The organism is Lentzea rhizosphaerae, assembly GCF_042649515.1.
GTDB classification, from domain to species: Bacteria; Actinomycetota; Actinomycetes; order Mycobacteriales; family Pseudonocardiaceae; genus Lentzea; species Lentzea aerocolonigenes.
In genome coordinates this window covers 383,180-395,773 of record NZ_JBHRZI010000017.1, presented here as the reverse complement: position 1 = coordinate 395,773, position 12,594 = coordinate 383,180, and the positions used below count along the sequence as shown (strand labels likewise).

Sequence of the window (12,594 nt, the reverse complement as noted above, 5' to 3'; positions counted from 1 at the left end):
ATTACATTCGCCGCTAAGTACAGCCAACTGACGGACACGACACCGTGAGAGCGCGACTACCGGCGCTTTTGCTGCCCAGACTCCTGGTCGACCTGACAAAGCACTACTAGTAGTGCTCTGTCAGGTTAGTCGGTAGTTGTTGTGGCGTAGCGGTTTCACGGTTTGGTGGTAGGTTTGGCACACGCCGGTCCAGGTCGCGAGGAGCTGTTGCAGTTCGCGGATGACCTTGTAGAGGGTCAGGCCGGCGCAGCCGCTTTTGGGTCGCGTCGCAGCTGGGTGAGGAACAGGTGTGCGGCGGTGACCAGGGTGACGTGGCGGTGCCAGCCTTGCCAGGAACGGCCTTCGAAGTGGTCCAGGCCCAGGCCGGTCTTGAGTTCGCGGTAGTCGTGCTCGATCCGCCAGCGGATCTTGGCGTAGCGGATGAGGTCGGTGTGGCTGGTGGTGGCGGGAAGGCTGGACAGCCAGTAGGTGACCGGTTCGGGCTCGTCGTCGGGCCATTCGGCGATCAGCCACCGCTCGGGCAGGACGCCGTCCTCGCCGTCACGGGGGACGCGGTGCCCGGCGGGACGGACCCGCAGGAACACGAACTGGGAGGACAGGGCGCCCTTGCTGCCTTCGCGCCAGGTGATGGTGAGCGCGGCTTCACGGCCGGCGGCGGCCACGTGCCGAGCCAGGCTGACCGGCTCGTCCGGGTAGGCGGGCGTGTCAGCGGGCGGGCGGCCGCACCGGCCTGTCCCGGACCATTCCCGTGCGACGGGAACCGCTTCGCTGGTGTGGGCCAAGGCCTCGCCTTTGAGCTGCACGCTGTAGGCGATGTCCCGCTCGTCGAGCGCGGCACGGAACTGGCCGTTGTCGCCGTAACCGGCGTCGGAGACCAGCACTGGCGGCCGCAACCCGTGTTCGGCGAGTTCGTCGAGCATCTCGACGGCCAGCGTCCACTTCGGACGATGGCCTTCTTCTTCGGGTATGCCGCACCGGTCACGTCGTGTCCTGGCGGCCTCGGTGACCGCCGCCACGTCCACCTCGACCCCTGCATCGGCTCGCTCACCGGCCGGTGCGGCGGCTCGTGGTGCGTTCTTCAGCGTCTTGCGGCGCTTGGCTTTGGCCGCCTTGACCGCGGCCGGACCGGCCTTGGCGGTGTCCCAGGACTCCGGCAGGAACAGCCGCCAGCCCAGCGGGCAGGAGGCGGTGTCGGTGACCGCGTGCACGCTGACCCCGATCTGGCAGTTGGCGACCTTGCCCAGGGTTCCGGAGTACTGCCGGGCCACGCCCGGTGAACTCGTACCGTCTTTGGGGAAGCCGCTGTCGTCGACCGCCCAGGCCACCGGACCGATCGTCTCCACCGCCTTGCGGGCCAGCCGCACTCGCACCGCGTCGGTGTCCCAGGTCGAGGTCGTCACGAACTGCTGCAGCCCTTGGTGATCCACCCCAGTCGTTCCGCCATCGGCTGCATCGACTTGCGCTGTCCGTCCAGCAGCAGCCCACGCAGATACGTCTCCCTCTTGGCCCGCTGATCAGACCGGACCAAAGGGGCGAACACTTCCGCCGCGAAGTCCTCAAGACGTTGCCGGACATAGACAAGCTCGTCAGGGGTCACCCGGACATGAAACCGCCCGGCCCGCCCGGGGTCCCCACGACACGCCGAACCTAACAAAGCACTACTAGTCCACGCACGGAATGCCGTCGTTCGGCGGCGGGGGAGGCGGGGCGGTGGCCAGTTCGGTCACCTTCGCCTGCACCTTGGCCTGGTCGACCTTGTTCACGTCGAGCCCGCCGAGGTGCGCGCTGCCCTCGATCGGCAGCGTGTCGAACCGCACCTCCGACGGCAGGTTCCTGGCGAGGTCCGCCAGGTCGAACCGGGCGTCCAGCACGACGTCCTGCTTCGCCATGTCGATCATCGCCTGCACCGCGGTCACGTCCGCGCCCTTCAACCGCTTCGTCACGGCCGACAGGAACGCCTGCTGCCTGCGCGTGCGGCTCAGGTCGCCGTGCGGCAGCCCGTGCCGCTGCCGCACGAACGACAGCGCCTGGCCGGCGTCGAGGTGCTGCGGCCCCGCGGGGAAGTCCGCGCCGGACAACGGGTCCTTCGTCGCGGCGCGCAGGCAGACGTCCACGCCACCGAGGCCCTCGGCGATGTGGAAGAACCCGATGAGCGAGATCTCCACGAGGTGGTCGACGGGCTGGTTCAGGAACGTCGACACCGTCTCGACCTGCGCGCGCCGTCCGGCCTCACGTCCCGCGCGTTCCAGCTCCCGCTTGTCGTGCGTCCCGGCGGCGCGCAGACGGTCCTCCTCGACGATCTTGGCCCGGCCGTACGCCTCCTTGATCTTGCCCTCGCCGCCGGACGACAGCGGCACGAGGTTGTCGCGCGGCACGGACATCGCCACCGCGGGCCCGGAAGCGGGGATGTGCAACAGGATCAGCGTGTTCGCGTTGTAGCCGCCGCGGTCGCTCTCACCCGCCTGCATGCGCCGCAGCACGTCGTCGGGCAGCGGCTCGCCGTGCAGGTCCAGCCGGGTGGTCAGACCCATGATCAGGATGTTGCGGCCGGACGTCGAACGGGGAGCGTCGTCGAGTGCGTAGGACCGCTCGACGCTGGTCGAGATGGTGGACACGGTGGACCACGCGATGCCCGCGGCGACGAGGACCACGGCGCACAGGCTCACCCACGCGGTGCGCAGCAGGACGAGCAGGACCGTGCGGTGACGGACACCACGTGATTTCACGAACGAGACACCCCCTGAACTATTCTAGGTGGTCATGGGGGTTGAGCTGCCGAGTCTGGCGGCGGTCGCGGTGCTGGCGGTGTTCGCGCAGGCGGGAATCTGGCTCGACGGAGACAACCTCGGCGTGCCCTTCGGCGTGTGTCTGGTGACGGGTGCGGTGATCGCTTCCGCACTCGTGCGTCGCGTTGGGTTGTGGACGGTGGCACCGGCGCCACCGGTCGTGTTCGTCGTCGTCGCCGCGGGCAACGCCGCGTGGCAGCGGCAGTCACACCGGCAGTCGTGGTGGGGGAGCAGCGAGGAGTTCGCCGCCGACGCGGTCCCGTGGTTCGTGGGCGGGTTTCCGTCGCTGGCGGCCGCGGTCGGGGCGGCGCTGGTCGTCGTGGCCGTCCGCATGATCACTTGGGGGAAAGAGAAGTGCAGGTCTTCGTCGACGGCAACGGCGGCAGACGGGTAGTCGCGAGGCTGGTCAGCCTGACTGTCGCGAGTGGACTGATCGCGTTCGCCGCCGTGGTCGGTGGCACGCTGCTGGGAGCGTGGTGAACCGCACTCCGCGGGTGCACTGGATCTCCATCCTGCTCGGCCTGCTCGTGCTGATGAGCGTGGTGTCGTTCCACGCCTACACCGCGGTCAGGCCCGAGCCGGTGCGGCACGTGGGAGCCGTGCGGGAGTTGCCGGAGCACACGCTCGCGCTGGCTTTCCACGGCGGCCCGGATCCGAAGTGGACACCGCGTGCGCTGGACGTGCTCAGGGACGCGGGGATCAAGGCGACCTTCTTCGTCACCGGTACGCAGGTCACCCGCAACCCCGAGGTGACCAGGCGGATCGTCGCGGACGGGCACCAGATCGGCATCGACGGCTTCCGCGCGGAGGGGGATCACACCAACCCGTTGAACCTGGAGTTCGCCCAGGCCGCGCTGGCCGACGCGCTCGGCGTGCACGCGCGGCTGGTCGGCGCGCCGGCCGAGGTCGACAGCGGTGACCGCGACTTCCAGGACATCGGCACGCTGGTGCGGATGTCGTTGCGGGAGAAGGGAGGCGTGGTTCGGCTGCACGACGACGGCAGCATCGGCGCCGACATCGCCCGCGAGCTCGTGAAGGCACCTGGCTACCGGTTCGTCACGGTCACCGGCGACCAGGCGGTCGAGGCCGGCGCGGCGGAACGGTTCACCGGCACCGTCACCACGTGGTCGCAGCGCAACGGCGGTGTGGTGCTCGTGCTGCTCGGCACGGCCATCGCGATCGCCGCGCTGCTCGGCATCCTGCGCACGCTCATGCAGCTGGGTCTCGCGCACACCGACCGACGGCTGCGACGGGAGAGCGAGCAGGCGCCGCCGCCGTGGTTCGCGCCGCCGGTCTCGGTCGTCGTCCCGGCCTACAACGAGGCGCTGAACATCGCCGCCACCGTCCGGTCGATCGCCGCCAACAACCACCTCGCCGACGTCGAGGTGATCGTGGTCGACGACGGCTCGACCGACGGCACCGCGGACCGCGCCGAGGAGCTGGACCTGCCGGGCGTCACCGTCATCAGGCAGGCCAACCAGGGCAAGCCCGCCGCGCTCAACGCGGGCATCCGCCGGGCCAAGCACGACGTGCTGGTGCTGCTCGACGGCGACACGATCTTCGAGCCGGACACGATCGGCCAGCTCGTGCAGCCGTTCGCGGACAACGGCGTCGGCGCCGTCTCGGGCAACGCCAAGGTGGGCAACCGTCAGGGTGTGCTCGGACGCTGGCAGCACCTCGAGTACTGCGCCGGTTCCAACCTGGACCGGCAGATCCTGCACGCACTGCGCTGCATCCCGACGGTGCCGGGCGCGGTCGGCGCGTTCCGCAAGGCCGCGATCACCGACGTCGGCGGGGTCAGCGACGCCACGCTGGCCGAGGACACCGACCTCACGATGGCGGTCACGCGCGCGGGGTGGCGGGTCGCCTACCGGCCCCAGGCGAAGGCGTGGACCGAGGCGCCGGTCACCGTCCCCAGCCTGTTCCGTCAGCGTTATCGCTGGTCGTACGGCACTTTCCAGGCGATGTGGAAACACCGCGGCGCGCTGGTGGAGCGCGGGCCGATGGGTCGGTTCGGGCTCATCTACCTCGTGGTGTTCCACCTCTTGCTGCCGCTGCTGGCCCCGATGATGGATCTGTATGTTGTATACGGTTTTCTGGTGGCGGATGCGCCCCTCGCGGCCGTCGTGTGGACGGTATTCCTTCTACTGCAGACAGCGAGCGCGGGCTACGCGCTGAGGCTGGACGGCGAGTCGCTCAAACCGTTGTGGGCATACCCCCTACAGCAGATCGTATACAGGCAGCTGATGTACGCGGTCGTCATCCAGTCGTTGATCACGGCGGTCCACGGCACCCAACTGCGGTGGATGTCGGTGCGGCGGACGGGTCGGCTCGCGGACGCACCTGGCGGTACGGTGCACGTCACCTGAGTAAGCCACGACGCGAGTTCGCGTCGGTCGTCCGGTTTCCTCTTCGGGTCAACCGCCGCAGGCGATTCGGGCCGAAGCGGAGGCCGGACGACCGACTTGAAGGCGAACTCGCCGCCGTCTGCGGAGCAGCGGCCGAAGACAAGGAAGTCGGTGGGTCGCACGCCCTTGGACGCGCCCGCGCGTCAGCAGGAGCTCTTCTCCGCCGTGCTCGCCGTGCTGGCCGAGGTCGGCTACGCCCGGTTCAACATGGATCTCGTCGCGGCCAGGGCACGCGCCAGCAAGGCGAGCCTCTACCAGCGCTGGCCGTCGAAGGCGCGGCTGATCACGGCCGCGTTGAAGGCGAACCTGCCCGAGCTGCCGCAGCCGGACGAGGGGACGTTCGCCGAGGACGTCCGGCAGATCCTGCGCGCGTGGGGCGAGCCCTCGCCGTTCGACACCGCCGGGATCTTCCTCGGGTTGCTGGAAGGCAGTCGCCAGGACGCCGATCTCGCGTGCCTGCGCGAGGAGCACATCGACCGCGCCTACACGGAGCACCTCCAGATCGCGGTGGACCGGGCGAAGGCGCGCGGCGAGCTCCCGGAGCGCCTCGACGCCGGCATCCTCATCACCGCCCTGATCTCGACGTTCGTGCTGCGTTCCGACGAGCACGGCGTGATCGACGGCATCGTCGACGGGCTGCTGAGTCCGCTGATCGGTACCTTTCGGACCAAATAACTCGTCAGATCGTAGTTTCTTCGCTACGTTCGGTCATGGTGTCAAAAGAACAGTTCTGTTCTGTTGAGGGGAAACGCCGTGACCGAAGCTGCCGTCTGCCCAGTCCCGCACGAGAACCGCACGCATCCGCTCGGTGCGCCCGCCGGCTTCGAGGAGGCCCTCGGCAACGGCCCGGTGAAGATGCTCTGGCCCAACGGGGTCGAGGCCTGGGTCGTCAGCAGCTACGCCGGCGTCCGCCAGGTGCTCTCGGACAGCCGGTTCAGCGCCAACAAGGAGGGCGCGCCCGAGATGCGCACCGAGGGCGAGCAGGTCCTCGGCCTGCCGGAGCCGGGCAACATGAACGTGATGGACGGCGACGAGCACCTGCGTCTGCGCCGGCCGTTGTCCCGCGCGTTCATGGTCAAGCGCCTCAACGAGATGCGCCCGCGGATCCAGGAGATCGTGGACCAGCACTTCGACGAGATGGAGCGCAGGGGCGAGCCGGCAGACCTCGTGTCGTCGGTGTGCCTGCCCGTGCCGTCACTGGTGATCGCCGAGCTGCTGGGCGTCGCTCCGGAGCACCAGGAGCTGTTCCAGGCCACCTCCAGGGAGATGTTCGGCAAGAACGGCTCGAGGGCCGAGTACGAAGCGAAGGCCGCGGAACTCGGTGAGGTGCTCGCGAAGGTCGTGGAAGAGAAGAAGGCGTCGGGCTCCACCGACGACCTGATCGGCCTGATGGTCAACGACACCGACTTCGAGATGGACGAGCTGCTGATGCTCGCCATCGGCCTGCTCGCCGCCGGTCACGAGACGACGTCGAACTTCTTCGGCCTGTTCACGCTGACGTTGTTCGAGAACCCCGACCAGCTCGCGGTGCTGAAGCGCGACCCGAGCCGCGCGGACGTGATCGTCGAGGAGCTGCTGCGCTACACCATCGGCAAGCTCGGCGGCGCGGGCCTCGCGCGCAGGGCGCTCGAGGACGTCGAGGTCGACGGCGTGACCATCCGGGCGGGCGACTGGGTGACCGTGTCGTCCCACGCGAACCTCGACGAACAGCTGTGCCCGCACGCGGGCGAGCTCGACCTGGAACGCAGGGCGGTGCCGCACCTCGGGTTCGGGTTCGGCCCGCACCAGTGTCTCGGCGCGAACCTCGCTCGCGCGGAGCTGCAGATCCTGCTGCGCACGTTGTTCACGCGGTTCCCGGACGTGCGCCCGGCGATTCCCGTGGCCGAGATGGCGTTCCGCGAGGACATGATCACCTATGGCGCGGCCGCGATCCCGGTGGTGTGGTCGTGACGGTCCGGATAGACCAGACGAAGTGCATCGGATCGGGCCAGTGCGTGCTCGCCGCACCGGACGTGTTCGACCAGTCCGACGAGAACGGACTCGGCCTCGTGCTGATCGCCGAGCCCCCTGCCGAGCTGCTGCCGGGCGTGCGTGACGCCGTGGACCGCTGTCCCGCTCAGGTGGTGAGCCTGGAAGAGTGACCTGATCGGCCGTTCCGGTGAGGTGTCATCACGGGAAATTGATTCAGTTCCGGTGCGCTGACACCTCGATGGCCCCTTTCCGATCACCATGATCGTCCAGAATCGTAAGCGCGACCACCACGGCGTTGTGGTGGTCGCGTCCCCGTTGCCCTGGAGAGTCGAAAGACCCTTCCCGACCAGGCCGAACAGCGGGATGGTGACGGCGGCGCGGTGAGTACCGGCGGTGTGTAACGGGTACCTGCACGGGTGTCCGGCGCACGTCAGGAGGGCCAGCTATGTTCAACGGCGATGCATTTCCAGCTCGCGTGGACAGAACCGACGTGCGGCATGTCGAAACGTTGACCAGCGCGCTTCGGGCACTGGATTACGAATACGGCGGCGGTTCCTGCCGGGACGCCTGCGTCGCGCTGTTGAACTGGGCGAACCCGCTGCTCGACACCGGCTCGTCCGGACCGGTTCTCCAACGCCTCCAGGTCGCCATCGCGGACCTGCACAACCTGGCCGGCTGGGCGTCGTTCGACATGGGCCTGCTGGAGTCCGCACACCTGCACTTCGGCCGTGCGATGCAACTCGCGCGCGTGTCGGGCAACACCGAGTTGGAGGCCAACATCCACTACCGGATGGGCCGCGTGCACCTGCACTACGAACTCGCGGAAGACGCTTTGGCGTCGTTCCAACGAGGTTTGCCCATCGCACAGGCCAGTGGGTCCACGTTGGCCGTGTCGATCCTGCACGCCAACGAGGCGTGGGCGTTCGCGAAGATGGGTGCGGAGAAACAGGCGTTGCGCCAGTACGCCCGTGCGGAGGAAGAGTTTGAACGCGCGGAAAGCGAGGACGCACCGCCGTGGGCGCGGTTCTTCGACCTGGCCGACCTCGTGTCTATCGGCGGCATGGTGCACACGGAGCTCGCACGCACCTGTGACGTCAAGTACGCGCGGTCAGCGATCCCGTTGCTCACCAGGGCGATCTCGTCCGGGGGAGAGGACGCGTCACGCAGCCAGTCGTTCCGGCTGGCCGCACTCGCGATGAACTACCTGGTGCAGAACGAGACCGAGCAGGCGCGAGACATCGGGGAACAGGCGATCGCCGTGTCCGGCGCCATCCGCTCGGCCCGCACGCGTGATCGCATGCGGCCGTTGAAGCAGGAGGCGGACCGGTTGCGTGGCAACGAAGCCGCGGACGAGCTGTCGTCGCGCCTCAGCGCGTTCATGAGCACTTCGCAGGGTGCGGCCTGAGGTCGTGAAAGGCGTCGCCGGGGCCCGAGGAGAGGTTTGGGCTTCGGGCCCCGGCGACGCCATGGCCCGAGCAACGTCTAGCTGGGGGGCCTCGACGTCGCTCGGAGTCTGGTGTGGGCGGTCAGCAGCGGATGTCGGTGCGCGCCCGGTAGATCTGCGCGCCGGAGCCGAGCAACTCACCCGCGGCGATCGCTGTTGACCTCTTCATGGGCGAGAAGCATCACGTGACCCGCTGACATTTCGCTGACACTTGGGGTTACCGCCTGGTTAGGATCGGGCCATGCAACGGCGTTGGGGGTTCAGGGTTCTGGGATCGTTGCAGGTCATCGACTCCGGCCGGGTCGTGGAACTCCGCTCGGCCAAACAGCGTGTCCTGCTCGCGGCGTTGTTGATGAAGGCGAACGCGCCGGTTTCTTCGTACGAGCTGATGGAACACCTCTGGGGTGAAGAACCGTCCGGCTCGGCGCGCGCGACTCTGCAGACGTACGTCATGCGGTTGCGACAGTCGCTGGACGACCTCGCCGACCGCCAGCTCGTCCGGACGTGGCCGACCGGCTACTCGATCCACGTCGACGACGACCAGCTCGACCTGCTGACGTTCCAACGGCTGCGGGCGGAGGCGCGGCGCGCACCCGACCTGGAGACCGAGGCCCAGCTGCTCGGTGAGGCCGCGGCGCTGTGGCGCGGGCCCGCCCTGGACCAGGTGTCCTCGCTGCGCATGGAACAGACCGACATCCAGCGCCTCAACGAGCAGCGCTGGGAGGTGCTGGAACGCCGCAACGACGCCGAACTGCAGCTCGGGCGGCACGACCAGATCGTCGACGAACTGAGGTCCGTCGTCGCGGAACACCCGCTGCGCGAACGCTTCTGGTACCAGCTGATGCTCGCCCTGCACCGCTCCGGCCAGCAGGCGCAGGCACTCGACGTGTACCGCAGGGCCAGCGAGGTGCTCGCCGACGAGCTCGGCATCGACCCCAACGCCGAACTGCGCGCCCTGCACATGGAGGTGCTGGCGGGCTCCTCCACGCCTGTCGCCGTCCAGTCCGGACCGTCCTGGCTGCCGCCCGCGGTCGGCGACTTCTCCGGCAGGGCAGAGGAGGTCGCGCGGCTCACGGCGGGCTTGCGCGCCGGCGGGACGTGGACGATCACCGGTCCGGGCGGCGTCGGCAAGACCTCGCTGGCCGTGCACTGCGCGCACCTCGTGCGGGACGCGTTCCCGGACGGCCAGTTGTACCTGAACCTGCGCGGCGGCGAGCAGAAGCCCGTCGAACCGGCCGCGGCCCTGGACCGGTTGCTGCGCGGCCTCGGCGTGTCCGGCGGTGCCATTCCGTCCACTGTGGACGATCGGGTCGACCTCTACCGGGATCTGTTGTCGGACCGGCGGATCCTGGTCGTGCTGGACAACGCGATCAACGAGGCGCAGGTTCGGCCGTTGCTGCCGGGCACGACCTCCGGCGCGGCGCTGGTGACCTCACGGGCGGCGCTCGCCGGCCTGGAGGCGGCTCACGTCGTGCCGTTGGACGTGCTGCCTTCGTCCGACGCGCTGGCGCTGCTGCACGCGGCCGTCGGCGAGGCCCGCTGTGCCGCGGAACCCGATGCGGCACAGGAGATCGTGACGTACTGCGGCAAGCTGCCGCTGGCGTTGCGGGTGGCGGCGGCACGTCTGGTCGCCCGCCCGCACTGGCAGCTCGCGAAGCTCGCCGGCCGGTTGTCCGACGAACGCCGCCGGTTCGACGAGCTGTCGCTGGGCGACCTCGACGTGCGGGCGTCCCTGGCCCTGTCCTACGACGGGCTCGACTCCTCGCACCGCACCGCGTTCCGGCTGCTGTCGCTGGTCGACACCCCGGACTTCCCGGTGTGGATGGCGTCTCCGCTGCTGGGCATGGACCTCGACGACGCGGAGGACCACGTCGAGGCACTGGTCGACGCCCGCCTGGTCGACTACGCGGGCCGCGACGCCCTCGGACAGGTGCGGTACCGGCTGCACGACCTGCTGCGCGCGTTCGGCCGCGAGGCGGCGTCGGAGGACCCGGCGATCGCGTTGAAGGTGATGTTCGAGCAGTGGCTCGACCTCGTCACGCGCGCGGACGTGGAGCTGCCGCACCAGGCGATCAGGCTGGAACCCGTTGCGCTGGAACGGTTCGACCTCGGCGACGCGGCCGAGTGGTTCGACGCGGAGTGGCAGAACCTCCACGCGGTGATCACGCAGGCCGCCGCGCTCGGGCTGGGCGCTCTGGCCGCCGAGCTCGCGATCCGGTCGGCGGCGTTCTGCGACCTGCGCGCGCGGTTCGACGACTGGGCGCAGATCAACGAGCTCGGGTTGTCCTGCGCCCCGCCGGAGCGCAGACCGGTCCTGATCCAGCAGCGGGGAATCCTGTGCGGCCGGTTGCACCGCTACGTCGAGGCGTCGGCCGACTTCGCCGCCGCCCAGGAGGGTTTCGCCGCGTCCGGTGACGTGTGGGGCGAGGCCTACGCCTGGTACGGAATGGGCTGGATGCACGAGTGGAGCGGCCGGTCGGCGGAGGCCCGCGAGGCTCATCGTGAGGCCATGACCCGGTTCGTGGCGTCGGGGAACCCGCACGGCGAGGTCGAGGTGCTGTGCTCGCTGGGCGCCATCGAGCGGCGTGCCGGTGGGCTCGCCGCGGCGCGGGACTACCTGGAACGGGCGCGGCGCATCGCCCGTCAGCTCGGCGACGAGCAGAGCGAGCTGATGGCGACGCTGGAGCTGGGGCGGCTGCACCAGTTCACCGGTGAGCTGGAGATGTCGGCGGCGTTCCTGCGGTCGTCGCTGGCCGCCGCCCAGAAGCTCGGTGATCCGGACTTCGCCGCGAACATGCGGGTGTTCCTCGCCGACACGCTGATCCGGTCCGGGCAGATCTCGCTGGCCGAGGAGCAACTGCGGCAGGCGTGGGAGTTCTTCGAGGAGCACGACGACGAGCACGGCCGGATCTGGGTGTGGCGCTTGAGATCCGCGCTGGCCGAGACGCCGGAAGAGGCGGTGCGCCTGGCCTCGCTGGCGCTGGAGCACGTGCGGGGGATGGACTCGCCGCCGGAGCTCGGGCGGTCGTTGCGGGTGATGGGCGACGCCCTGGAGCGCGCCGGACGCGTGGAGGAGGCCCGCGAGCACTGGCGGCAGGCCGAGGAAACGCTGACGGCGGCGGGGTTCCAGGCGGAGGTCGACGAGCTCCGCCTGGCGACCGGCTAACCCTGGTTCTGGCTGAGCACCGTGTCGACCGTGACACCGGACGCCACGATCATGCTCAGCAACGGGTCCGGCACCTGGCGGTGGAACTGCACGACGTAGTTGTCCGCCGTGGAGAACATCGCCTTCGAGAAGCCCTGCCACGTCTTGGTGATGCGCGCGACCTCGGTGTCGGTGTGGTCGCGCAGCGAGAAGTTCCACGCGCGCCAGTTCTCCGCGTAGATGCCGCCGATCTGCATCCCGTTGCACACGTAAGCGAACCGGACCTTGCCGAACACGTTCTCCTGGACGATCTCGCCGATCGGCATGCCGTCGCCGCGTTCGACGATCACCTTGGACTTCCACATCGTCGCCGGGCGGGTGACGCGCAGCCGCGGATGCCCCTGCGCGTCCCGGATCTCCAGCCGCACGTCGAGCATCGAGTCGAGCTTGGTGAAGGCGCGCAACGCTTTCGCGGCGCCGGACTGGCCGACCTGTTCGACGGTGCCGATGTGGCGGGCGTGCTGGTCGTAGATGACGTAGGAGTTCGACATCTCGATGAGCTTCGCCTTCTGGTTCACCACCAGGACGGGCTCGGTGAACAGCGTGCCACCGCCACCCTGCACGACGCCCTGGACTCCGGCGCGCTGGACCTGCTGGGCCACCTTCTCCTGGCCCGTGCCGCCCATCTGGAGCTCCGCGTGGTGCGCGTCGTCCTGCTGCTGGCGCGGCTGCACGTGGGACGTCCACTGCGTGCCGTCCCACCAGCGGACGAAGCGCGGGTCGGCGTTGTCCGGGTACCAGCCGGGCGCGGTGTTCACAGCGTGAGCGTACGACCTCACG

The 12,594-nt window shown here is 69.3% G+C and carries 9 protein-coding genes and 1 pseudogene; 7 read left to right on the top strand and 3 right to left on the bottom strand.

Features of this window, described 5'->3' with window-relative positions; all coding sequences use genetic code 11:
- Positions 1 to 236: 236 nt before the first annotated feature.
- A pseudogene (locus ACFOWZ_RS23465) lies at positions 237 to 1,597 on the bottom strand (IS701 family transposase).
- Between the two features lie 64 nt (positions 1,598 to 1,661).
- On the bottom strand, positions 1,662 to 2,726 hold the full coding sequence (locus ACFOWZ_RS23460; protein WP_382375827.1) for an LCP family protein: 1,065 nt from the start codon (positions 2,724 to 2,726) through the stop codon (positions 1,662 to 1,664).
- A 34-nt stretch (positions 2,727 to 2,760) separates the two neighbouring features.
- Here ACFOWZ_RS23460 and ACFOWZ_RS23455 point away from each other — a divergent pair, with 34 nt between their 5' ends.
- The 7 genes from ACFOWZ_RS23455 (at position 2,761) to ACFOWZ_RS23425 (ending at position 11,775) form a co-directional block, all read left to right on the top strand.
- Positions 2,761 to 3,180, top strand: coding sequence for a DUF6542 domain-containing protein (locus tag ACFOWZ_RS23455; protein WP_382375825.1), 420 nt, complete (start codon positions 2,761 to 2,763; stop codon positions 3,178 to 3,180).
- Positions 3,181 to 3,262: 82 nt separating this feature from the next.
- On the top strand, positions 3,263 to 5,155 hold the full coding sequence (locus tag ACFOWZ_RS23450) for a bifunctional polysaccharide deacetylase/glycosyltransferase family 2 protein (RefSeq protein ID WP_382375823.1): 1,893 nt from the start codon (positions 3,263 to 3,265) through the stop codon (positions 5,153 to 5,155).
- A 150-nt stretch (positions 5,156 to 5,305) separates the two neighbouring features.
- Positions 5,306 to 5,869 (top strand): TetR-like C-terminal domain-containing protein, encoded by a 564-nt coding sequence (locus tag ACFOWZ_RS23445; protein ID WP_382375821.1) that lies wholly within the window; start codon positions 5,306 to 5,308, stop codon positions 5,867 to 5,869.
- Positions 5,870 to 5,947: 78 nt separating this feature from the next.
- Positions 5,948 to 7,144, top strand: coding sequence for a cytochrome P450 (locus ACFOWZ_RS23440; RefSeq protein WP_382375819.1), 1,197 nt, complete (start codon positions 5,948 to 5,950; stop codon positions 7,142 to 7,144).
- Positions 7,141 to 7,335: a ferredoxin gene (locus ACFOWZ_RS23435; RefSeq protein ID WP_382375817.1), complete on the top strand. Its 195-nt coding sequence runs from the start codon at positions 7,141 to 7,143 to the stop codon at positions 7,333 to 7,335. Before ACFOWZ_RS23440 ends, ACFOWZ_RS23435 begins: the two co-directional genes overlap by 4 nt.
- A 305-nt stretch (positions 7,336 to 7,640) precedes the next feature.
- Complete coding sequence (locus ACFOWZ_RS23430) at positions 7,641 to 8,570, top strand: hypothetical protein (protein ID WP_382375815.1); 930 nt, start codon at positions 7,641 to 7,643, stop codon at positions 8,568 to 8,570.
- A 280-nt stretch (positions 8,571 to 8,850) separates the two neighbouring features.
- Positions 8,851 to 11,775, top strand: coding sequence for an AfsR/SARP family transcriptional regulator (locus ACFOWZ_RS23425; protein ID WP_382375813.1), 2,925 nt, complete (start codon positions 8,851 to 8,853; stop codon positions 11,773 to 11,775).
- Here ACFOWZ_RS23425 and ACFOWZ_RS23420 read toward each other — a convergent pair.
- Positions 11,772 to 12,572: a phospholipid scramblase-related protein gene (locus ACFOWZ_RS23420; protein ID WP_382375811.1), complete on the bottom strand. Its 801-nt coding sequence runs from the start codon at positions 12,570 to 12,572 to the stop codon at positions 11,772 to 11,774. The genes ACFOWZ_RS23425 and ACFOWZ_RS23420 overlap by 4 nt on opposite strands.
- Between the last annotated feature and the right edge of the window lie 22 nt (positions 12,573 to 12,594).